The sequence below is a fragment of the Desulfosarcina variabilis str. Montpellier genome (assembly GCF_048565275.1).
Lineage (GTDB): Bacteria > Desulfobacterota > Desulfobacteria > Desulfobacterales > Desulfosarcinaceae > Desulfosarcina > Desulfosarcina variabilis.
The window spans coordinates 9,443,968-9,466,133 of the sequence record NZ_CP159846.1 but is presented as its reverse complement, the minus strand read 5'-3'; the positions used below and the strand labels follow the sequence as shown (position 1 = coordinate 9,466,133).

The 22,166-nt window shown below is 53.5% G+C and carries 19 protein-coding genes and 1 pseudogene; 15 read left to right on the top strand and 5 right to left on the bottom strand.

Annotated features, from left to right (window positions below; translation table 11 throughout):
- Positions 1–60 precede the first annotated feature (60 nt).
- Positions 61–750: an AAA family ATPase gene (locus Dvar_RS42445; RefSeq protein WP_419659518.1), complete on the top strand. Its 690-nt coding sequence runs from the start codon at positions 61–63 to the stop codon at positions 748–750.
- 275 nt (positions 751–1,025) lie between these two features.
- Entirely contained in the window at positions 1,026–2,867 is a 1,842-nt protein-coding gene (locus Dvar_RS42440; protein WP_419659517.1) for a sigma 54-interacting transcriptional regulator, read from the top strand.
- On the opposite strand, the gene Dvar_RS42435 is transcribed toward Dvar_RS42440, so the two are convergent.
- The 3 genes from Dvar_RS42435 to Dvar_RS42425 form a co-directional block, all read right to left on the bottom strand.
- Positions 2,864–5,344: a hypothetical protein gene (locus Dvar_RS42435; RefSeq protein WP_419659516.1), complete on the bottom strand. Its 2,481-nt coding sequence runs from the start codon at positions 5,342–5,344 to the stop codon at positions 2,864–2,866. The two genes, Dvar_RS42440 and Dvar_RS42435, sit on opposite strands and share 4 nt — an antisense overlap.
- 56 nt (positions 5,345–5,400) lie before the next feature.
- Positions 5,401–6,141, bottom strand: a complete 741-nt coding sequence (locus tag Dvar_RS42430; RefSeq protein ID WP_419659515.1) for an FHA domain-containing protein — start codon at positions 6,139–6,141, stop codon at positions 5,401–5,403.
- A gap of 121 nt (positions 6,142–6,262) precedes the next feature.
- Positions 6,263–7,108: a PP2C family protein-serine/threonine phosphatase gene (locus Dvar_RS42425; protein ID WP_419659514.1), complete on the bottom strand. Its 846-nt coding sequence runs from the start codon at positions 7,106–7,108 to the stop codon at positions 6,263–6,265.
- Positions 7,109–7,518: 410 nt separating this feature from the next.
- Here Dvar_RS42425 and Dvar_RS42420 point away from each other — a divergent pair, with 410 nt between their 5' ends.
- The 7 genes and pseudogenes from Dvar_RS42420 to Dvar_RS42390 all read left to right on the top strand — a co-directional run bounded on the left by Dvar_RS42420 (position 7,519) and on the right by Dvar_RS42390 (position 15,392).
- Entirely contained in the window at positions 7,519–8,016 is a 498-nt protein-coding gene (locus Dvar_RS42420; protein WP_419659513.1) for a hydrogenase maturation protease, read from the top strand.
- Positions 8,013–8,159 (top strand): annotated as a pseudogene (locus tag Dvar_RS42415) (helix-turn-helix domain-containing protein); the annotation flags it as partial. The gene Dvar_RS42420 and the pseudogene Dvar_RS42415, both read left to right, overlap by 4 nt.
- 120 nt (positions 8,160–8,279) lie before the next feature.
- The gene (locus tag Dvar_RS42410; protein WP_419664239.1) at positions 8,280–11,363 is read left to right on the top strand and encodes an FAD-dependent oxidoreductase; all 3,084 of its coding nucleotides are present in this window, start codon (positions 8,280–8,282) and stop codon (positions 11,361–11,363) included.
- Between the two features lie 126 nt (positions 11,364–11,489).
- Entirely contained in the window at positions 11,490–11,921 is a 432-nt protein-coding gene (locus tag Dvar_RS42405; RefSeq protein ID WP_419659512.1) for a hydrogenase iron-sulfur subunit, read from the top strand.
- A gap of 12 nt (positions 11,922–11,933) precedes the next feature.
- On the top strand, positions 11,934–13,049 hold the full coding sequence (locus Dvar_RS42400) for a Coenzyme F420 hydrogenase/dehydrogenase, beta subunit C-terminal domain (protein WP_419659511.1): 1,116 nt from the start codon (positions 11,934–11,936) through the stop codon (positions 13,047–13,049).
- Between the two features lie 53 nt (positions 13,050–13,102).
- Positions 13,103–14,029, top strand: coding sequence for a methyl viologen-reducing hydrogenase (locus Dvar_RS42395; protein WP_419659510.1), 927 nt, complete (start codon positions 13,103–13,105; stop codon positions 14,027–14,029).
- Positions 14,030–14,042: 13 nt separating this feature from the next.
- Positions 14,043–15,392: a Ni/Fe hydrogenase subunit alpha gene (locus Dvar_RS42390; RefSeq protein ID WP_419659509.1), complete on the top strand. Its 1,350-nt coding sequence runs from the start codon at positions 14,043–14,045 to the stop codon at positions 15,390–15,392.
- Between the two features lie 32 nt (positions 15,393–15,424).
- Here the strand turns inward: Dvar_RS42390 and Dvar_RS42385 are convergent, their stop codons facing one another.
- A complete protein-coding gene (locus tag Dvar_RS42385) occupies positions 15,425–15,838 on the bottom strand; it encodes a sigma 54-interacting transcriptional regulator (protein WP_419664238.1) in 414 nt (137 codons plus the stop codon).
- Positions 15,839–16,136: 298 nt separating this feature from the next.
- On the opposite strand from Dvar_RS42385, the gene Dvar_RS42380 reads away from it, so the two are divergent.
- From Dvar_RS42380 to Dvar_RS42355, 6 genes are all read left to right on the top strand, one after another.
- On the top strand, positions 16,137–16,400 hold the full coding sequence (locus Dvar_RS42380) for an SPFH domain-containing protein (RefSeq protein ID WP_419659508.1): 264 nt from the start codon (positions 16,137–16,139) through the stop codon (positions 16,398–16,400).
- Complete coding sequence (gene rtcA, locus Dvar_RS42375; protein ID WP_419659507.1) at positions 16,397–17,431, top strand: RNA 3'-terminal phosphate cyclase; 1,035 nt, start codon at positions 16,397–16,399, stop codon at positions 17,429–17,431. The genes Dvar_RS42380 and rtcA overlap by 4 nt, the downstream gene beginning before the upstream one ends.
- A 22-nt stretch (positions 17,432–17,453) precedes the next feature.
- A complete protein-coding gene (locus Dvar_RS42370) occupies positions 17,454–17,618 on the top strand; it encodes a hypothetical protein (RefSeq protein WP_419659506.1) in 165 nt (54 codons plus the stop codon).
- The gene (locus Dvar_RS42365) at positions 17,545–17,775 is read left to right on the top strand and encodes an RtcB family protein (RefSeq protein WP_419659505.1); all 231 of its coding nucleotides are present in this window, start codon (positions 17,545–17,547) and stop codon (positions 17,773–17,775) included. Before Dvar_RS42370 ends, Dvar_RS42365 begins: the two co-directional genes overlap by 74 nt.
- 95 nt (positions 17,776–17,870) lie before the next feature.
- Positions 17,871–18,509, top strand: a complete 639-nt coding sequence (locus Dvar_RS42360) for a four helix bundle suffix domain-containing protein (RefSeq protein ID WP_419659504.1) — start codon at positions 17,871–17,873, stop codon at positions 18,507–18,509.
- A gap of 52 nt (positions 18,510–18,561) precedes the next feature.
- Entirely contained in the window at positions 18,562–19,326 is a 765-nt protein-coding gene (locus Dvar_RS42355; RefSeq protein WP_419659503.1) for a stage II sporulation protein M, read from the top strand.
- 80 nt (positions 19,327–19,406) lie between these two features.
- Here the strand turns inward: Dvar_RS42355 and clpB are convergent, their stop codons facing one another.
- Positions 19,407–21,989, bottom strand: coding sequence for an ATP-dependent chaperone ClpB (gene clpB / locus Dvar_RS42350; RefSeq protein ID WP_419659502.1), 2,583 nt, complete (start codon positions 21,987–21,989; stop codon positions 19,407–19,409).
- Positions 21,990–22,166 lie beyond the last annotated feature (177 nt).

The following is a 22,166-nucleotide window of genomic DNA, read 5'->3' as shown; positions in this document are numbered from 1 at the left end:
GTAAGACGGCATCCAATATAATTTTTTTGCAAACTGGGCGAGGGGTAAAAAAAAGAGAATATGGAAACCAGTCCTTCCATCGAAAATTTTGTCAAAGAACAGATTGAAAAGTGGAAGACGCAAACCCAGAGTAATATTCCGGTGATCACGGTTTCTTCGCAGCCAGGCAGTGGCGGACGTATTCTTGCGAAGCTGATTGCCAAACGGCTCAACATAGATTTGTTTGATCGGGATATTATCAAGGAAATTGCGGAAAGCGCGCATATCAGTAGTGCCGTCATCGAAACCATGGAAAAGGAACGGTTGACCGGCATTGAGGATTTCATTTCTTCCCTGGTCAATGACCGTTATTTATGGCCCGGGGTCTACCTGGATCATCTGATGAAAGTTGTGGCCACGATTGCCAGTCATGGTAATGCCGTTATCGTTGGGCGAGGTGCCAATTTTCTTATTCCACCGGAAAACCGGTTGAGTATTCGTGTGGTCGCTCCATTTGATGCCCGGGTAGCGAATGTGTCCAAAGAGTTTGGTGTTAACCTTGAAGAAGCCAAGCGGCGGGTCTTGAACAGGGAAAACCGCCGGTCCGCCTTTGTCCAGCAGTCCTTTCATGCCGATGTGGCTGATCCGTTGAACTATGATTTAGTGATCAGCATGCAAAAGCTTAATCAGGACGCCGCCCTGGGTGCCGTGATCGGTATGGTCGTTGGTGGAAAAGACGTTGCCCAAAGGCTTGTTGCCGTTGAAGAGTAAACGGTTTTTGTATTTTCAACAATTATAAGTAAAAGCGTTGCACCGTTTTTTGTCTGTTTAAACGCCGGCAGTGCCTGATATCAAAAATACAGGTGCTGACGGCGTTTTTTTTGAAATTGATTATAAATCCCAGCCGTTTTATCAATTTCATCGAAATTGACTTTCTTGAGCCAAATCAGTTATCAATATTTACAAAACAAATGACATCCATGGCGTTGGGGGTGTCAGGCATCGCGTTGATCAACCTTGGAGCACATGCGAACAGGACCTTTTTCATGGACTCATCCAACGACAACCATCTGCTACGGCAACTGGACGAGTACAAAAGCAAAATCCGCGAGTATGAACGGCTTTTGTACCACTATGAACCGGAATGGGATGCACTGCGGCATAGCGATGCCAGTTATCAGGCCATTTTTGAAAACACGGGGACGGGCGCCTTTGTCAAAGAAGCGGATATGACGATTTCAAAGGTCAATGCGCAATTTGAATGGCTCACGGGATACACAAAAGCCGAGATTGAAGGCCGGATGACCTGGACCGATTTTTTTATTGAAGCGGACCATGACCTGCTGATCACCTATCATGCGGACAGGCGATCTGGAAAAGGGAATGTGCCACGCGAGCTGGCCTGCCGCATCAAAGATAAGCATGGAAAAATCAAGCACGTCTATCTGACGCTGGATCTGATTCCTGGCACGCAAAAAAGCATCGGCACCTTCATGGACATCACGCCCCTGAAACGGGCCGAGGATCAAATCGTTCAAAGCAAAGCCTTGTTGTCGGCCATTGTTGAAAGCGTTGACGGGTTGATCTATTTGGTGTCGGAATCGTTTTTGATCGAGTACATGAATGAGCAGCTAAAAAACAAAATCGGACATGCTGCCATCGGCCAGCGATGCTACCAAGTCCTGTACCAGCGCTCCTCCGCCTGCCCGTTTTGTGTTCACGATCAAGTGCTGGATGGTGAAACGGTGCGTTTCGAAGTGAAAAATCCAATGGATGGCCATTGGTATTACAGTGTCAACACGCCCATCGTTCAAGCCGATCAATCCATTTCGCATCTATCGGTGGTAACTGATATCCATGCCCGCAAAACCGTGGAGCTGTCCCATAAAAAAAACGCATCCCAGCTCCGCAGGCAGAATACACTGCTGCGCAGCAAGATCACGCAACGTAGTAAATTCGGAAATCTTGTTGGCAAAAGCAAGCCCATGCAGGCGATTTATGAACAGATCATCAATGCCGCCTCCTCCGACGCCACGGTCATCATTTACGGTGAACCCGGTACGGGAAAGGAACTGGTCGCTCATGCGATCCACGACATGAGTGAGCGGCGGCAGGAACGGTTTGTACCCGTCCACTGTGGTGCCATCCCTGAAAATTTGATCGAGTCGGAATTCTTCGGTTATGTGAAAGGTGCCTTTTCCGGGGCTGGGACAGACAAGCAGGGGTATATTGATTTTGCTCACCAAGGGACGCTGTTTTTAGATGAAATTGGCGAGATCGGTCCGCACATGCAGGTCAAACTACTGCGTGTCATTGAAGGTGGCGGGTATACCCCCATTGGATCCAATCAAGTTCGCCAATCTGATATCCGTATCATTGCCGCTACCAATCGAGACATGAAAGAACGCATGGAAAGCCGGCGGATGCGTAAGGATTTTTTCTACCGAATCCATATTCTGCCAATCTATCTGCCCCCCTTAAAGCAGCGTAAAGACGATTTACCCTTACTGATCGATCATTTTATGATGCTTTACGGGGGAAAGAAAAATCTGCTCCCCATCAATGATCGTATGATGGCACAGCTGATGGCCTATGATTGGCCGGGAAATGTGCGCGAGCTGCAAAATGTCATCATCCGTTATTCCCATTCCCAGAAGATTGAACTCATGGAATCGACGCTGCAGCCCATTGACGCCACGCCGCCTGAACCGGTCGCAGAAGGCAGCAATCTGGGCCCATTGCGCGCGATGATTGATGCTTATGAAAAAAAACTGATCGAGCAGACCTTAGACCAAAATCGTTGGCATCGCAGCAAGGCGGCCGGACTGCTCGGCATCGATCGCAAGACATTGTTTACAAAAATGAAGCGCCATGGATTGCTGCGCTAGTCTGTGCTGATAATGGTTGTCACCAGATCCCGATCATCCTTTACGGCGATCTTCTCTTCAGTTTGTTGGGTTGGCTTGGTCAGGGCCTTCCAGGGGGATTTATACATGGCCCGAAAAGCGATTTGAAACATGGCCTCGATAAGTGAATAGGCGCTGATTTCACACGGTGACATGGCAGCGCTGGACACCGCATCGCGTTTTTCCTTTTCTCCTTTTTTCAGTCGATTCAGGTTTTTTAGAAAAGAGACCATTTGGGGAGCGATTTGGCGATGCTGTTCCGGAAGCTTATCTGTATTTTCCCATCGATCAATTTGTTTGGTAATATCGGCCATGGCGGCGCTTACCAAAAACGCCTTGTTCTTTTGACTTTTCGTCAACGGGAAAAGGGAAATATGCTTCTGGATGGCTTGGCTGAGGCATGCTTTTTCCCGTTCCAGTTCGCTTTTAATGGGCTTTTGCATCTCTTCGGGAATCAATACGGTCAATCGATTGAGTATGTCTGAAAATGCTGTCAGTTGTTTTTTCATATCAACGACTGCCGCTGACCAAAAGGTTCTGCTCATTTTTTTTACGGTGGCCTCGTCAGGGGCGGATCGATTTCGGCTGGATTTAAGAATTTTTAAGAGGGCCGGAAACGTTCGCGCGGCTCTGGGAAACAGGTTCTTTCCAGTAATGGCCCTGAAAATGATTGCAATGGTGGCAAACCAATCCTCCAAGTGGAGTGCTTCGGGCAGGTCGCCGAAGAATTTGGAGATGGTCTGGTTTTTTAATAGATGCAGTGGTGTGGCATACAAGGGGGTGCCCCCGATCAGTGGCTGAGCAATGGATCCATCGGCCTTGGGGACAAGGGACACAGCCGTTTCCACATCAATCACACCAATCGAAAAGGACGATAAATCATTAAGAAATACCGGATAATTGTCAGGCGCGGCGTCCAGAAACAGGTTGTCCGGCTTAAGATCCCGCAGCGCAATGCGCTTTTCCTTCAGCTGGCATAGCAAGGTCAACATATTGGAGGCAACATTTTGGATCTGTTGACGGCTTTTTAAGAACGTTTTGGTCGCCAGCTGTGTTTTCAGAAGTCGAACAAGGTCGTTTACCTGTTTGGGATTGGCTTTGAAAATGGTGCTGAACTCCTTTTTTATCTTGACCAACAAGTCGGCATCGACATCTTTATCCGTTCCTTGAAGGTCTTCGCCGGTGATACAGGCTAAAAACCAGTTTTTTAGATGAAATTGATGGATGGTGGTGTCCTGGCCGGTTTCTTTGATGACCTGAAGGGCTTGGGTTTCACAACGCCGGTAAAGTGTTTGAAGACTTTCAAAAACAGGCAGGGATTCAAGTCCATAGCGAGTGGTAAAGGCTTCCTGGTTCCAGGCAACCTCTGGTGATTCCCGGATTTCTTCACCAATTTCGTTTTTTTGTTTGTGCAGTTCATCGATGACGCTTCCCAGAAAAAAATTATTGGTCAATTCCATGAAAAAGGCAAAACAATCGCCAATTTTAAGGTAGTCCTGATATTCCGGTTTCTCTTCGACCATTCGTATATATTGCTTTTCCAGCTGCTCCTGGGTAAGGCTTTTTTCAAAGGGCAGTTTCTGTATTTTTTTAAGGATGACCGATACCATGGGAACGATACAGGCCATTGGCGCCAGCTGGCTGGTGATCTGGACTTCCCGACGAATGTCGTTGATGTATTTGGCGATGTCCGTTACCCGTTCCGGCGGTATTTTTACTACCATATGGGTGTCGTAAATGACGTAATAGCATTTGCTTTTACTTCCGGAGTCTTCCCCTAACGGCGCAATGGACATCCGCCGGTTGATCCAGTCGCTATTGCCTTTAACGCCTAATTCAAAAACTTTTCTTTTGCCTGGCGCAGCCGTCGAATCGATGGAAAAGCGGGACACAGCATCGGACCCAAGTCCATTTTGAAGTTTAAATATTTTTAAAAAGAATAAAACAAGATCACGATATTCAGAAGTCTCTTCATCATCTGGGGTAAACACACTGTTTTTATCGGCATCCGAAGAGTCCTGTTCTTTGGCGGGTGATGCAAGCCAGTGCGTTTTAATCATGGTAACCAGCAGCAAGGTCAGCTGCATGATGCCGGATGTCAATCCCAGAGCGATTAAAAAGACCAGCAGGCGACTATCCGCAGCATGAATGACCGTTGCGCTGAATCCCATGTCCGCCATGACCTGCTGCTTGGTCCGATCAATCATATTCAACATGGACGTCTTTTTTTGGACCTGAATCGTTCCTACGGAAGTGACGTCATCTTTCATAAACATCCCATGCCCGCCATCGGCCTCATAAATGATAAACTGGTCCGATTGACTGACCCGGTCAGCCAACACAGGATCTCCGCCTTTGATATAGATAACTTTTTTACTGGCCGCCTGATCGATTTTTATAAATGAGATCGCAGCCGCGCAACAAACTGAAAAAGCAATCAAAACGATCCATTTTTTCATGGTGCGCACTTCCGTAATTAACTGTTTGGGCGGTAATTGGCAAAAATGGGGATAGCTTACCCCTGATCACCCGAGGCATATTGGAGGATCACGGTCCCCACTTTGATGATGTCCATGTTTTTCAAACGGACGGGGCCGCGAATGACCTGCCCATTGACCTTGGGCTTAACCCAGCCACCGACGCTGCTGATGTAGTGGTGTTGGGGGGTCTTGCTGATGGTCGCTGCCGGATCACCTGCCAGGAAAGAAAAAAAGCCGGAAATGATAATATCACAGTGGTTGGTTCTGCCGATGGTAACCACACTTTTGTCCAGGTTCAGATGGCCTTTTTCACCAGATAAAAAAACGACATGGGCTTGCGTCTCGGGAATTCCAGGAATGTCGCCGCTTTCAGCCAGCATGCGCCGATAGACTTCGGTATCCATGAACATGGTGTGGTCCGGGCCCGGATCATCAGGAACGCTGGAGGTTTTCAATCCACCCTGTTCAGGTCTGGGACGAGCTCTTCCACGATCTAAAAAAACCAGGCTATGCTTACCGATGGTGATGACATCACCATTTTTTAAAACTGCCTGATCAACCGTGTAACCGTTTAAAAAGGTCCCGTTTTTACTGTTGGTGTCCTTTAATACATATCGGTTGCCATCTTTGGTGATCAGGGCATGATTTGCCGACACCGCAAAATTATCGATCACGATATCGTGATTGGCGCTCCTCCCGATGGACAGGGTGGGGATTCGATCAAGGGCGAGTTCCTTTACAGTTCTATCCTTGAATTTTACAAGTAGTCTGATCATTGGTCAGCCTTTTATTGCAGCCCTATATGCTTTTTGACGACCGGTTGATTGTCGTCGGCGTCGATCTTGCCGATAATACACAATATCGGTACTTGTGAAAAAAAAAGAAGTTTTCGTTTGATCAGGAACGCTTTTGAACGCGAAAAAGGGAAGCAATCCTTTGGGGTATATGGAATACACGGTGAAAGAGCGTTCCGGCCGAACCTTTTTCTGTCGATACAATGCGTACAATAATGACTGTGATGTTGTCCTCTCCTCCGCGTTGATTTGCCGAGTCGGTCATCTTTTTGCAGGCGTCTTCAATATCGTTGTCGCAGACCAGATCTCTGATTTCTTCCTTACTGATTTTGTTGCTCAGACCATCGCTGCACAGCACAATGATGTCATCCTTGAAGCAGGGTGTTTCAACAAGATCGACCTTGACCTCCGACCGTATCCCCACCGCCCGGGTAAGAATGTGTCCCAGTTTGGCCTTGGACAAACGACCTTCCATTGATTTGGGGATTTTTTTGCGCTCGTGAAGCAGGGTGTGGGGCGTGTATAGCTGCTCAATTTCCTGATTTCTAAGCAGAAAAATGGGACTATCACCAACATTGGCGGTGATCATGGTATTGTCCGTCAGATAAAGGGCGGAAACGGTGGTTCCCATTCCCCGAAACGCTTCTTCGGAGACGGATCGGTCGTAGATCTGCTTGTTGGCCAGGCGAATGCTTTGAATCAGGCAACTGGCATAGCGATTTTGTAGCCCGCTTTTTTCATCGCTGTACTGCTGTTGCAACGATGGGTCAGACATATACTGGTCAATGGCTTCAATGGCCATCTGGCTGGCCATGCCGCCTCCGCGGTGGCCGCCCATGCCGTCTGCTACAACATACAACCCCATGGATTCGTTGAGGAGGTAGCTATCTTCATTTGCCCGGCGGATTTTTCCAATATCACTACAACCCGTAGATTGCGCTTTAATCATATCGTCCCCTTTTTAACTTAAAAACAATAAATTGGAGATGGTGTCAAGCAAAACAGTGGGGGCCGACGAATGGAAACCAACAGGTGATCCCATTGTCAAAAGGTTCAAATTGTAAAATGGATACAAAAAATTTTATTTGGCCTGAGCACAATGTTGAATGGGGTCTTATCACCCCAAAACGAAGAAATTTGGCCTCGTATATATAACATCTTGATCTTTTAGGATTATTTTAAATCCGAAATGATTCCTGGGGTGATAAGACCCCAATTGTGCAATTTGTGCAATAATGCTGTGCAAGCTATAACATATTAATAAAACTATAACAATTTTGTTTTGCACAAATGGCACGTAAATTGGATTGTAGGAGTGCGTTTGCACAAAATGCACATTGAAAACTGATATGGGGTGCCATGATAGAACTTATTCATACAAAACGTTGCCTTGTCTTCGGATGTGGGAATCCCCTGTTTGGAGATGATGGTTTCGGTCCCGAAGTCGTTGCCCACCTTGAAGCCCATTGTCCGATGCCGGAGCATGTGGCGTGCCTGGACGTGGGCACATCCATCCGTGATTTTCTTTTTGATATTTTACTTTCCCCTCAAAAGCCTCGAACGATCATTATCGTGGACGCAGCCCAGCAACCCGAAAAACAGCCTGGGGATGTGTTTGAAATTGCTATTGATGAGATGAACCCCAAAAAAACCAGCGATTTCTCACTCCATCAGTTTCCCACGACAAATATGCTCGTTGAACTGAAAACCGCCACCGACATGGACATTCACGTGCTTGTCGCACAGGTCGAAACCATACCCGATCACGTTGCCCCGGGATTGTCACCACCGGTTGCATCGGCCGTTTCCGTGGCCAGCGATAAAATTTTGGAAATGATTGGAAAGGAGGCACCATGATCTTCATTCGCGTGGGCGAATTGGCCCAGGCATTGGGGGTTCACCGCAATACCGTGCGCAATTGGATAAAGGGCGGGGTATTGGACGCAACACCCACTGTGGGGAAAAAATATCAGATTCCCAAGGACCAATTTCTCAAATTTGCCGAGTCCCAAGGCATACCCATTACTGTCGTGCAGCCATGGATCAATGCCGACCAGAATCATTCGGAACCTGAACTGTTGAGCGTAGCACACCCGCCTGTAAAACGAAAAGAGACGCCCATGAGCAAGAAAAACGTTGGATCGGTATTGGTGGTCGGTGGTGGAATCGCCGGTATCCAGGCCTCCCTGGATCTGGCCGACTCGGGGTATTATGTGTACCTTCTGGAAAAGAGTCCGGGGATTGGCGGCGTGATGGCCAAACTGGACAAGACCTTTCCAACCAATGACTGTGCCATGTGAATTGTTTCGCCCAAGTTGGTCGAGTGCGGTCGGCACTTAAACATTGAGCTATTTACCCTTTCTGAAATCGTTGATGTCAGTGGACAAAAAGGCGACTTTACCGTCACCGTCCGTCAGAAACCCCGTTATATTGACATGGACAAATGCATTGCCTGCGGTCTGTGTGCCCAGAAATGCCCCAAAAAAGTCGATGACGAATTCAATATGGGCGTGTCCAAGCGCAAAGCCGCCTATATTCAGTACGGACAGACGGTGCCTCTGAAATACGTGATCGATCCCGAGCATTGTCTTTACCTGACCAAGGGAAAATGCCGGGCCTGCGAAAAATTCTGCCCTACCGGTGCCATCAATTTCGAAGACCAGGAAACCACCTTGACGCTGAATGTCGGGGCCATGATTCTCTCCCCCGGATACAAGCCGTTTGATCCGTCAGGCATGGATTACTATGGCTACGGGACCATTCCGGATGTGGTCACCAGTCTGGAGTACGAGCGCATGCTGTCCGCCAGTGGTCCGTTCCAGGGTCATCTGGTCAAACCCTCGGATCATCAGGAACCCAAGAAAATCGCCTGGCTGCAGTGCGTTGGCTCCAGAAACACCAACCGCTGCGACAATGGATACTGCTCCAGTGTCTGCTGCATGTACGCCATCAAGCAGGCCCTGGTGACGGCCGAGCATCTTTCCGGCGACGGACTGGCCCAAACCATTTTTTACATGGACATTCGCAGCCACGGCAAAGAGTTCGAGCACTACTATGAAGATGCCATGCACAAACAGGTTCAATTCGTGCGCGCGCGGCCGCACACGATCGATCCGGGGCCCGGTAATTCCGGTGTGACATTGACCTACACCCTGGAAGATGGCACCCAGACCACCGAGGACTTCGACATGGCCGTGCTGTCCATCGGCATGGAAGCCTCACCGGATGCCATTGCCTTGTCCGAGCGGCTGGGCATTGACCTGGACGAGCATCATTTTGCCAAGACCGACAGTTTTCGGCCGGTAACCAGTTCCCGGGACGGCATCTATGTCAGTGGCAGCTTCCAGGCGCCCATGGCCATTCCACGGTCGGTCACCCAGGCTTCGACCGCCGCCGCCGAGGCGAGCCGTGCGCTGGTGTCGGCCAAAGGTTCCCTGACCCAGACCAAAACCTATCCGGACGAGCGCCAACTGGACGGCGAAGCGCCGCGCATCGGTGTCTTTGTCTGCGCCTGCGGTATCAACATCGCCAATGTGGTGGATGTGGCCGCCGTTGCCGATTATGCCGCCACCCTGCCCCATGTGGTGCTGGTGGAAAACAACCTGTTTACCTGTTCAACGGACACCCAGAGTCTGATCAGCGAAAAGATCAAGGAACACGATCTCAACCGTATTGTTGTCGCCGCCTGTACGCCGCGGACCCATGAGCCCTTGTTCCAGGATACTCTCAAAGAGGCAGGTCTCAACGGACATCTGGTGGAAATGGCCAATATCCGAAATCAGAATGCCTGGGTTCACCAGAAAGAACCTGAAAAGGCCACCCAGAAGGCCAAGGACCAGGTGCGCATGGCCGTGGCACGGGCCTCGGTGGCCTACGGCCTGACTCCGATCAAGGTGGATGTGGTGCAAAAGGCCTTGGTGATCGGCGGCGGTATCGCCGGTATGAAGGCCGCACTGATGCTGGCCGGTCAGGGATTTCCCACTGTGCTGATCGAGCGCAGCGACCGGTTGGGCGGCAATGCCTGGCATCTTGGCCGGACCAGCCAGGCAGAAGCCATTGGCCCCATGCTGGAAACGCTCACCCATGACGTGATGGCCCATCCTGAGATCGAGGTCTTGATGCAGACCACATTGCTGACCGCCACCGGGTCCGTGGGCAATTTTTCCAGTGACCTGGACGTCAACGGCACCCCTCGCACCATCGCTTATGGGGCGGCTGTATTGGCCACCGGCGGCAAAGAATCCACGCCCGATGAATACATGTACGGCAGCCATGACCATATCCTTACCCACCTGCAGTTGGATGCCCTCATGCAAAAGGATCCCAACGCCCTGGCAAGCGCCGACAGTGCCGTGTTCATCCAGTGTGTGGGATCGCGGGATGCGCGGCGCCCCTACTGCAGCCGGGTGTGCTGCACCCACACGGTGCAAAGCGCCATCGAGATGAAAACCATCAATCCGCAAATGAACGTGTATGTGCTTTATCGGGATATCCGTACCTACGGGTTGCGCGAAACGCTCTACACCCGGGCGCGTGAATTGGGGGTGGTGTTCATTCGTTTCGACGTGGACAACAAGCCGCAGGTTGAACTCGATGGTCAACATATCGTTGTGCGCACCAAAGATCCGGTGCTTCAGCTGCCCGTGGCCATTACCACCGATTATCTGGTGCTGGCCGCTGCCATCGAGCCTGCCGATAACAGTGCCCTGGCCGATATCTTCAAGTTTAGCAGCAACCCGGAAGGGTTCGTCAACGAGGCCCATCCCAAGTTGCGGCCCGTGGACATGAGCGTTGACGGCCTGTACGTTGCCGGGCTTTGCAACTATCCCAAACCCATCGATGAAGCCGTGGCGCAAGCCAAGGCCGCCGCGTCACGGGCCGGTGTGGTGCTTTCCAAGGCCGCCATGCAACTGGACCCCATCAAATCCTTTGTTACCGAGGCCTGCGATGGTTGCGCCCTGTGCCTGGATGTTTGCCCCTACAAGGCCATATCCCTGGTGGACGAGATGATCGACGGTGTGCCTGCCCGGCGGGTGACGACGGACAGCGCCCTGTGCAAGGGGTGCGGGCTGTGTGAGGCGACCTGTCCCAAGGGCGGCATTTTCGTGCACGGGTTTACCCTGGAGCAGCTCAAAGTCCAGGTGGAAGCCGCCCTGGAGCCGATCCGGCAACGGTTGTCCGAGTCTGAACCGCTGCCTAACTGATATCCGTGAGGACTTAGGGGCACGGCGCGCCGTGCCCCGACACGGCAAGCCCCATTATTCGAGAGGGCCGATAGAAAAATCGATTTCAATATTTTTTCGATGATTGATTCTTTGAGGAGATTATTCATGTCAGAACCATTCGAACCCGTAATCATCGGTTTTTTGTGTAACTGGTGCGCCTATGCCGGCGGTGACCTGGCCGGTGTATCGCGCCTGCAGTATCCGCCCAACATGCGTCCCATCCGGGTCATGTGCTCGGGCATGGTGCCGCCTGACCTGGTGGTGGACACGCTTTCAAAGGGGGCCGACGGCGTTATCGTGATGGGCTGACACCTGGGAGAATGCCATTACCTGGACGGTAATCACAAAGCCAAGGCAAGAGCCCAAGTCATTAATATCATACTGGCGGAAGGCGGCATCGATCCCCGGCGCTTCGCCCTGGAGTGGGTCTCGTCGGCCGAGGCACCGCGTTTCGCCGAGGTGGTCACGCGTTTTACGGAAACCATTCGCGCGTTGGGACCCAACCCATCGAGTAACCCCATGGCGGCAGCTGGTTAATAAGGAGAAGCGATGGAAACCTTTTTCAACTTGATCCAAGAGGTCCATAAGCCGGGACGCTGCCATCGTTGCGGTGGATGCGTGACGTTTTGCAACGCCGTCAACTACGGCGCCCTGGAACTGGACCCGGACGGCAAACCCCGTTACGGTGACATCGAAAAATGCATCGAGTGCGGGCTGTGCTACAGCATTTGCCCGGAGATCGATGAACTGGAGGCGGTCACCAAGCAGCGTGCCGCCTGGAGCGCCCCCATGGGACGCGTCATCGAAACCACAATCGCCAGGGCTTTGGACCCCGAGGTGCGGGCATCGGCCACGGATGGCGGGGTGGTCACCGCCCTGCTGTTACATCTTTTCGAAACCGGACGCATCGATGGCGCGATTGTTACCAAACCGGCCGGACCGTTTCAGCGTCAACCCTGTTTGGCCACCAGTGCCGAGGAAATTCGAAGTGCGGCCGGGTTTTACTTTGATACGTCTCACGGAATGAAACAGTTCAGCGATGCCTATTTGACCTACTCCTCCATCGAGGAATTTGCTCCCATGGTGCGCAAAGGCCTGAATCGGGTGGCCTTGGTGGGCATGCCCTGCCAGATCAAGGCCTTCCGGCGCATGGAAGCCATGGATATCGTGCCTGCCGATTCGATCAAGTTTTGCTTTGGCCTGCTTTGCTCGGGCAATTTTGTCTTTGGTGACAAGGAGCGAGAAAAACTGGCCACCGACTATCACTTCGACTGGGAGCAGGTGGCGCGTCTCAACGTCAAAGAGCACTTCCAGGTGCACCTTAAAGACGGCGAGATGCTCAATATTCCCCTGGAAAACCTTGATTTCATGAAACGGGTGGGATGCCGGTATTGCGGTGATTACTCGGCCGAGTTCGCCGACATCTCCTTTGGCGGTATCGGTGCCCGGGAAGGCTGGACCACCGCCATCATTCGCACGCCACTCGGGCGGGCGGCCTTTGCCGATGCCAGGGACAAGGCCATCGAGGAAATGACCCACGACGAGGATGAAACCTTTGCCAGCCATGCATTGAGTCTGGTGCGTGGCTGGTCGGCGCGCAAGAAGAAAATGGCGCGTCAGCATCGTCGTGAAAACGGAAAAACCGGTGTTACCGTAGTTGGCTGACCGCCACCAAGGGACACCTGGCCGGCAATATCATCCAATGATGAGGAAAACCAATGAGTGTAAAAGTTGCAAGCGAATGGCTCAACAGCTGTTCGGGCTGTGAAATTTCCATCGTCGATATGGGCGAGCGCCTTTTGGATGTGCTCAACCTCGTGGATTTCGTTCACATCCCGGTGCTGATGGATCATAAATATTTTGGACAGACCGGTGACGGGCAGCATCTGGCCATTCCAGAGGCCGATGTCGGCATCATCAGCGGCGGCATCCGCAATGAGGATCATCTGGAAGTGGCCCTTGAAATGCGCAAGCAGTGCAAGCTGATCATTGCCCTGGGCACCTGTGCCACCCACGGGGGGATTCCGGCCCTTTCCAACAGCTATGCCAATCCCGATCTTTTGGCCCGCTATTACTCAACCGAAAGCACGACTCCGGCGGAGCGACTTCCCTCGGACGGTATTCCTCCACTTCTGGATTCTGCTTACGCCCTGGATGAGAAGATCAAGGTGGATGTCTATCTTCCCGGATGCCCGCCCCACTCGGATCAGATTTTCGGCGCGCTTGTGGCTTTGCTTGAGGGCAAGGCTCCCACGCTGAGGGGCAAAAGCGTTTGCGATACCTGCCCGACCATCCGGGAAGGCAAAGGCCAGCTCAAGCAATTGCGACGGTTTTTACAGAAACCCAAATTCACTCCCGGTGAACCCATCGATCGCATGCGTTGCCTGCTGGAACAGGGCATTTTGTGCATGGGCCCGGTCACCCGCGCCGGTTGTGGTGGTGATTCCGTGATTCCACGCTGCATTTCCGCCCGGGTACCCTGCCGGGGATGCTACGGCCCGGTCAGACACGACGGCAACCAGCGCCTGGACATGCTCAATGCCCTGGCATCCAATGGTATCGATATCCAGTCGCTGCCGGAAAGTACTTCCTTGCTGCGCTTTTCCGGTGCGCATCAACTGCTCAGGCCCCAAAAGGGGCGTTAAGGAGATCCTTAAAATGGCAAAAACCATCAACATTGCGCCGCTCACGCGGATCGAAGGGCACGCCTCGATTGCCATCCAGCTGGATGACGACGGCAATGTGGCCGACTCCAAGGTCCATTTTCAGTCCCTGCGCGGCTTTGAGAAATTTGTGGAAGGCAAACCCGCCGAAGAGTTGCCACGCATCGTCAACCGCATCTGCGGTATCTGTCCCTGGCATCACCACCTGGCTGCCAACAAAGCCGTGGATGGCTGTTTTGGTGCTACGGTGCCACCGGCCGGCCAGAAACTGCGAGAGCTGATGCAGATTATCGCCCATGCAGAAGATAAACTCCTGCACTTTTTCTTTCTGGCGGCGGCTGATTTCGTCATGGGGCCCGACGCCGACTATGCCGTGCGCAACGTCATCGGCGTGGCCAAGGCCAACCCGGAACTGGCGCAGAAAGTGGTCCAGATGCGGTTCAAGGCCAAGATGATGCTGGAGAAATTTGCCGGCAAGGCGATCCATCCGGTGGCCGGCGTGACCGGCGGCTTTGCCAAGCCCATGCTTGAAGACGACCGGCGGCAGATGCTGACCGACATGCAGGAGATTCTGGATTTTGCCCTGTATACCATTGATTTTGCCAAAACCCAGGTCTTCCCTCCCTATCTGGAAACCGTCCAGACCCTGGGCGTGATCAACACCGGTTTTATGGGCACCGTGGACGATGACGGCGCCTTGAACCTGTATGACGGCAAGCTGCGGTTGATGAAGGCCGACGGCAGTTATACGGATTTTGATGTCAAGGACTACACCGACTACATCAGCGAAAAGGTGGTCGACTGGTCCTACGGCAAATTTCCTTATGCGAAAAGCTGGAACGAAGGATTCTCGCTGGACCTTGACGCGCCCAAAGGGATTTATCGTGCCAACTGCCTGGCGCGCATGAACGTGGTCGATAAAATCGCCACCCCCAAAGCCCAGGCGGAACTGGAAGAATTCCGATCAACCTTCGGTCGGCCGACCCAGGCCACCTTGCTCTACCACTGGGCGCGGCTGATTGAAGAGGTCTATGCCTGTGAGCGGGCCATGGAACTGTTGAATGATCCCGAGATCACCGATCCCAATGTCCGGGCCGATGTGGTACCGGGGGCCGGTCGGGGGGTCGGGTGCGTGGAAGCGCCGCGTGGGACCCTGATCCATGACTATTCCACGGATGAAAACGGATTGATCACGCATGCCAACATGATCGTCGGCACCACCCACAACCTGGGGCCCATCAATATGAGCGTGGATCAGGCGGCCCGCAGCCTGATCGTAAACGGGCACGTGGACGAGACGATTCTCAATAAAATCGAAATGTCGGTGCGTGCCTACGACCCATGAATCAGCTGTGCAACCCATCGCCTGGACGGCGATCACGGCGTTTCCATCACCATCCGTAACAAGAACAACCAGGTGGTCAAATCCTGGCCGGCACCATAGGCGTGTCCATCCAGAAATGACCAATTTGCCCAATTGTGAAAGGATCGATACAACCTGTTGGTGAACCGGTCTGTGTTGATTAAAGGTTCGAAACCTTGGCAAATCCTCCGCATGAACCTTGAATCGACCAGGCCGGGTGAGGGGAGGGACGGGCCGAAGCGACGCAGATAGCTTCGGCCCGCAACCCACCTCTCAACTATACCTGCATACCCATGGCAGGGGTTCCTCAAACGGCCCCGTTTTCGGTTGTTCCGAAGGCGGGGCCGACTTTTTTTCATTTCACCCACTTCATCCAGAAAGAGCATGCCTTTGTTGGCCGCTTTCAATAGTCCCTGGCGATCCTGCACCGCACCGGTGAGGCGCCTTTGCGATGGCCGAACAGCGCGCTCATGGCAGCGTCTCCGCGCAATGTGGCGCAATTGACTTCCACGACGTTTCCCTTATGAAGTATAAATATTAAATACAGTTGGTTGCATAAAAATGCGGTTGTTTTTATGTCGTGGCACATGCGTTGCTCTATCTCACGACAGTTTTTTTAAGCTGATACTGCCGGGCCAGCGGCACCCCGGGTTCAAATGCAAGGCCACTCAATGCCTTGGCGTGGGACAACCCGGTATGTTCCGAATATGGTGACGTTGAGGCTCAATGCGCTGGTGTGTTATCGTGTGGTCGATCCTCCGGTTGTCCGTTACCGCTTCGGAAGACAGCACTCAGGCCATCTATCGCGAGGCGCAACTGGCCTTGCGGGCCGCCATCGGTGGCTTTGAGTTGGATGCCCTGTTGAGCGACAAGAATGGGGTCGCCGCTGAGCTCGAGGCCACCTTGCGCCAGCGCGCCGCCCAGTTCGGCGTAACGATCATCAGTCTGGGTATCCGTGATGTGTTAATAAAGAATAGCGAGAAAAAATGATTACCATTAATGGTTCATATGGAGAGGGCGGAGGACAGATCCTGCGCAGTGCGCTGGCGCTTTCCCTGGTTACGGGAAAGCCGTTTCGAATCGAGAAAATCCGTGCCGGCCGCAAAAAGCCCGGCCTCATGCGCCAGCACCTCACGGCGGTCAATGCGGCCGCCGAGGTGGGCGCTGCCCGGGTGAGCGGCAACGCCATCGGCTCACAGGCCTTTGCCTTTGCCCCGCAAACCATCCGCTGCGGTCGGTTCCACTGGTCTATCGGTACAGCGGGAAGCTGCACACTGGTGCTGCAGACCATCCTGCCGGCCTTGATCATCGCCGGCGGACCCTCGCAAATCGTTTTAGAGGGCGGGACCCATAATCCCTTTGCTCCGCCTTTTGATTTTTTGGCCAGGGTATTTTTGCCCTTGCTGGCACGCATGGGGCCAAGGATTGTGGCCGAACTGGAGCGTCCCGGGTTTTTCCCAGCCGGTGGTGGGCGCATGCGTATCACCATTGATCCGGCCGCATCGCTGAATCGCCTGGAACTTAAAAATCGGGGACCGGTCCGAAGACAGTCGGCCAGAGCTATCATCGCCAACCTGAACCCGGGGATTGCCCGCCGCGAGCTGAAAGTGGTTGCCAAAGCGCTCGGGCTTGCTTCCGCGGATCTGCAAACGATCTGCATCGACAATGCGCCGGGGCCCGGCAATGTGCTTTTCATCGATATCGAGAGCGAGACATTGACGGAAGTCTTTACCGGATTCGGCCAGCGCGGGGTGTCGGCCGAAACCGTTGCCGCCCGGGCTGCCGGCCAGGCCAGGGATTACCTGGCCGCCGCGGTTCCCGTGGGACGCTATCTGGCCGATCAACTGCTGGTGCCCATGGCCATTGCCGGCGGTGGCGCGTTTGTCACCCTGCCGCCCAGCCGGCACACCCTGACCAACATCGATATTATCCGCCATTTCATGGCGCTTTCCTGTGAACCTCGTGAAACCGGGGATGGCGCATGGGAAATCGATCTTTGCACAGAAGGAGTCAACAGATAATGCAGTGGGTTAAACGGGTTCCATGGGAACACCGTCCTACATCGTTCTCGGTTTGGGAAATCCCGAATCCTTCATGTCCTGTTCCCACGGGGCCCCATGGGGCCGGGCGGGGCATGGGCCGCAAGGCCGCCTCGCGCAGCCTGTCGCCCGAGGCGTGCGATCGGGCTATGGCCGGCATTGTTTTTGATCGCTGGAACTGCATTCGGCGTGGCCGTGATAAAGGGATGCTGGATCTGGGGGAAGCGCCCCAGGCCTATAAAGATATCGATGCTGTCATCGATGCCGAGCTGGATCTGATCCGGCCGATGTTGAAATTACGGCCGCTGGCGGTGGTTAAGGGGTAAAAGGTGGTTGATTGGGCGCTTTGGGAGCGTTTATGATGGTGTAAGGATAATTTAGCTGGACGGTGTGGACAACATGGACATCATGGACGGTGACTATGGTTGACCGTGAATCCTTGATTCCCAAGCATGGCGGTTATCGCAAGCTGAAGAGCTTTCAGATCGCCCAATTGGTATATGATCTAACGGTGCGGTTTTGCCAGCGCTATGTGGATCGCTTCAGCCGTACCCGTGACCAGATGGTTCAGGCCGCGCGCAGCGGCGTGCAGAATATCGCCGAGGGTAGTCAGGCCTCGGGGACGTCGCGGAAAACCGAACTGAAACTGACCAACGTGGCCCGGGCCAGCCTGGAGGAACTGCGGCTGGACTATGAGGATTTTTTGCGCCAGCGGCGATTGCCGGTGTGGGCGCGGGATGATCCGCGCCGGGCTTCTTTGATTGCACGGCGGTGTAAAACTGTAGATGAAGTGGCCAGTTGGGTAAAAGCAATTCATGATGGACTATGCGGACAGGGTGGACGGAATGGACAGGTTTTGGTGTCCACAAGGTCCACAGCGTCCATGTCGTCCACCCCTTCCACCTACCCCGAAATCGCCGCCAATGCCGCGCTGGCACTCATCGCTGTGGCCTGCAGCCTGCTCGACCGCCAGATTGCGGCCCAATCCAAAGCTTTTGAGAAAGAAGGCGGGTTCACCGAACGCATGTACCGCGTGCGCACCGCCCGCAGAAAATTATAAGAAGCGGGTTGCCAAATTAAAGCCTCCACCTTGAAACGCCAATAACCCTTCCATGGATACAGATCGATCACTACTTTTTTCGGCCTGGAAAAAACTGGTCCAGGTGTACGTTGTCTCTTTTGCTATCAGTCTGGTCGCCGGAACGGTTTTCGTTAAGGTGTTACATGTCCAGCCGGAGCGTCTGTTTGAGCTGTCGTCCAAACGACTTTCCTATGCGTATCCGGTTTTCGAATCGGGTGTGGCGCATGGCATCGACATGGGGGTATTGCTGTTTGCATGGAACATCGCAGGGGCCATGATCACATTATTCTTCATTTATGCGGCGGCGTTGTTCGATCCCGACCACAGCCAATCGCCTCCACGATGGTTGCGATCGATTTTTTGCGGTCGGTCGCGGATGAAGCTGCTCTGCTATCTGCCGGGATGCGCGAAGATTGAGGCCGAGCCGCTGCGCCGGCTGTATGTCTGGCTGATGGTGCCGTTTTTAGGGCTCATGCTGCTGGGCATCGAAAGTGGGTTGCAGGTGTCGACGGCCACCGCCCTGTTCGGCTCCTTTTTCTCCGCCTTTGTTGCCTTGTTGCCCCATGGGGTAATCGAGATTCCTGCATTCGCATTGGCCGGTGCGGTTCCGTATTCGGCAAACCTGTTAATCGGTACGAAAACCCCAGGCAGCCCGACGCATCTTGTTTTTCAAAAAGTTGAAACCCACAAAAGGCAATTACCTATCCTGATGATTACCGCGCTGGTGATCGTTGGACTGCTTCTCGCCGGATTGATAGAGGCGCACGTAACCCCGCTTCTTAGTGCCAGCCCATAAAAAACATGGGGCTCGTCTATGGCTGACACGAGGTATAAACCCCCATTCCCACGGTTTATAGCTGGGAATGGGGGGGTGGGTTAGGCCTTGCGGAAGATCACCTGTTCAGCATCGGTCTCGGCGCTGATCCGATCCCCTTCGGCAATCTTGCCTTCCAGAATCTCCATGGCCAGCGGGTTTTCGATCTGACGTTGAATCACCCGCTTGAGCGGCCGGGCGCCGTATATAGGATCATACCCTTCACGGGCGATAAGATCGCGGGCCGAGTCAGACAGAATCAGATCAATGTTCTGTTCGGCCAGGCGCCGGGCCAGATGCTGCATCTGGATATCGACGATTTTGCCGATCTGTTCCTGCTCCAGGTTCAGGAAAATGATGGTTTCATCGATGCGGTTGAGAAATTCCGGCTTGAAACCGGCTCGCAGGGCCTCGGTCACCCGGCGCTCCATCTCTTCGCGATCATGTCCGCCCAGTTCCTGGATATACTGGCTGCCGATGTTGGAGGTCATGATGATGATGGTGTTCTTGAAATCCACGGTCTTGCCGTGACCGTCGGTCATGCGGCCGTCGTCGAGGATTTGCAGCAGTACATTGAACACCTCTGGATGGGCCTTTTCAATCTCATCGAACAACACCACCGAGTAGGGCCGCCGGCGCACCGCCTCGGTCAGGTAGCCGCCCTCATCGTATCCCACATAGCCCGGAGGAGCACCGATCAGACGGGACACCGAGTGCTTTTCCATGAACTCGCTCATGTCGATACGCACCATGGCCTGCTCGGAATCGAAGATGAACTCGGCCAAAGCCTTGGCCAACTCGGTTTTACCCACGCCGGTGGGCCCCATGAAGATAAAGGAGCCGATGGGGCGATCGGGATCCTGAAGCCCGGAGCGTGCCCGCCGCACGGCGTTGGACACGGCAGCAATGGCCTGCTCCTGGCCGATGACCCGCAAGCCCAAGCGCTCTTCCATCTGCACGAGTTTCTGGCGTTCCCCCTCCAGCATGCGGCTCACCGGAATTCCCGTCCAGCGGGAGATCACCTCGGCGATGTCCTCATCGTCCACCTCTTCCTTGAGCATCTTTTTATCGGCTTGCAAGGCTTCCAGGTCTTTCTTGGCCTGTTCCAGTTGCGCCTTGAGTTCGTTGGTCCGGCCGTAGCGCAACTCGGCCACCCGGGCCAGGTTGCCTTCCCGTTCGGCCCGCTGCTCTTCGATGCCCAACTGTTCCTGCTCTTCCTTGATCTTGCGGATATTTTGGATGAGCCCTTTTTCTTCTTCCCAGTGCGCTTTCATACCGGCAATCTGGGCCCGCATGCCTTCCAGGCTGTCCTCGAGCTTGGCCAGGCGTTCCTGAGACGCCGGGTCAGTTTCTTTTTTAAGGGCCTCCCGTTCGATTTCGGCCTGGAGAATTTTACGCTGGATTTCATCGATCTCCACCGGCATGCTATCAATTTCGATGCGCAGTTTGGAGGCGCACTCATCGATCAGATCGATGGCCTTGTCCGGCAGGAATCGATCGGCAATGTAGCGGTGGGACAGGGTGGCCGCTGCCACGATGGCCGAATCCTTGATGCGCACCCCGTGGTGCACCTCGTATTTTTCCTTCAGGCCGCGCAGGATCGAGACCGTGTCTTCCACGGATGGTTCGCGCACCAGTACCGGCTGGAAACGGCGTTCCAGGGCGGCGTCCTTTTCTATATATTTGCGATACTCGTTCAAGGTGGTGGCGCCCACGCAGCGCAGGGTTCCCCGGGCCAGGGCGGGTTTGAGCATATTGCTGGCATCCATGGATCCTTCGCTAGCGCCGGCCCCCACCAGGGTATGAAGTTCGTCGATAAACAGGATCACTTCCCCCTCGGCCTTTTCCACCTCTTTGAGAACCGCCTTGAGGCGGTCTTCAAATTCGCCACGGTACTTGGCCCCGGCGATCAACGCGCCCATGTCCAGGGCCACCAGCCGCCGGTTTTTCAGGCTTTCGGAAACGTCACCAGCGACAATCCGTTGGGCCAGGCCCTCGACAATCGCCGTTTTGCCCACGCCCGGCTCACCGATGAGCACCGGGTTGTTTTTAGTCCGGCGCGATAAGACCTGCACGATGCGGCGGATTTCATCATCCCTGCCGATCACCGGATCCAGTTTACCGCTACGGGCCATGTCGGTCAGGTCGCGACTGAATTTTTTCAGGGCCTCGTACTTTTCTTCAGGGTTGGGATCGGTAATGCGCTGATTGCCGCGGATCTCCATGAGCACTTTGAGCACCATATCCCGGTTGACCCCGGATGCCGCCAGAATCCGCGACACCTCACCGGCTTTTTTATCGCACAGGGCCAAAAGGATATGTTCCACGCTGGTGTATTCGTCTTTCATTTTGCCGGCTTCGGCAAAAGCGGCTTCCAACACGGCCTTGGCAACAGGTGACAGATAGACATCGCCCACACCACTGACCTTTGGCAATCGGTCGATGGCACTGGCTGCCTCCTGGGCAATGCGTTCGTTCGACGCACCTAATTTTTTCAGCACACTGCGTGCCACGCCGTCTTTTTCATCAAGCATGGACGAGAGCAGGTGCTCGGGTTCAATTTGTTGATTGCCATGGGTGGATGCCAGGCTCTGGGCATTCTGGATCAGTTCCTGCGATTTTATAGTAAACCGATCAAAACGCATCTTTTGTTCCTCCATAAGTATAAAATAATCCTGACAGACCTTTTGGTCTGTATTTTGCAAGCCAAAGATAATCACCGTGCGGGTCTTGTCAAACGTTTGAAACACATCGATTTCAATTACAATTCAAAGAATATGCGAGAAAATCGATGTTTTTTAGGCTTGTAAGAGGTATGCTAA

Excerpts from the sequence above, each read along its gene's own strand:
- Dvar_RS42445 (WP_419659518.1), top strand. The coding sequence starts at position 61 with ATGGAAACCAGTCCTTCCATCGAAAATTTTGTCAAAGAACAGATTGAA.
- Dvar_RS42440 (WP_419659517.1), top strand. The coding sequence starts at position 1,026 with ATGGACTCATCCAACGACAACCATCTGCTACGGCAACTGGACGAGTAC.
- Dvar_RS42435 (WP_419659516.1), bottom strand. The coding sequence starts at position 5,344 with ATGAAAAAATGGATCGTTTTGATTGCTTTTTCAGTTTGTTGCGCGGCT.
- Dvar_RS42430 (WP_419659515.1), bottom strand. The coding sequence starts at position 6,141 with ATGATCAGACTACTTGTAAAATTCAAGGATAGAACTGTAAAGGAACTC.
- Dvar_RS42425 (WP_419659514.1), bottom strand. The coding sequence starts at position 7,108 with ATGATTAAAGCGCAATCTACGGGTTGTAGTGATATTGGAAAAATCCGC.
- Dvar_RS42420 (WP_419659513.1), top strand. The coding sequence starts at position 7,519 with ATGATAGAACTTATTCATACAAAACGTTGCCTTGTCTTCGGATGTGGG.
- Dvar_RS42400 (WP_419659511.1), top strand. The coding sequence starts at position 11,934 with ATGGAAACCTTTTTCAACTTGATCCAAGAGGTCCATAAGCCGGGACGC.
- Dvar_RS42395 (WP_419659510.1), top strand. The coding sequence starts at position 13,103 with ATGAGTGTAAAAGTTGCAAGCGAATGGCTCAACAGCTGTTCGGGCTGT.
- Dvar_RS42390 (WP_419659509.1), top strand. The coding sequence starts at position 14,043 with ATGGCAAAAACCATCAACATTGCGCCGCTCACGCGGATCGAAGGGCAC.
- Dvar_RS42380 (WP_419659508.1), top strand. The coding sequence starts at position 16,137 with ATGCGCTGGTGTGTTATCGTGTGGTCGATCCTCCGGTTGTCCGTTACC.
- rtcA (WP_419659507.1), top strand. The coding sequence starts at position 16,397 with ATGATTACCATTAATGGTTCATATGGAGAGGGCGGAGGACAGATCCTG.
- Dvar_RS42370 (WP_419659506.1), top strand. The coding sequence starts at position 17,454 with ATGGGAACACCGTCCTACATCGTTCTCGGTTTGGGAAATCCCGAATCC.
- Dvar_RS42365 (WP_419659505.1), top strand. The coding sequence starts at position 17,545 with ATGGGCCGCAAGGCCGCCTCGCGCAGCCTGTCGCCCGAGGCGTGCGAT.
- Dvar_RS42360 (WP_419659504.1), top strand. The coding sequence starts at position 17,871 with ATGGTTGACCGTGAATCCTTGATTCCCAAGCATGGCGGTTATCGCAAG.
- Dvar_RS42355 (WP_419659503.1), top strand. The coding sequence starts at position 18,562 with ATGGATACAGATCGATCACTACTTTTTTCGGCCTGGAAAAAACTGGTC.
- clpB (WP_419659502.1), bottom strand. The coding sequence starts at position 21,989 with ATGCGTTTTGATCGGTTTACTATAAAATCGCAGGAACTGATCCAGAAT.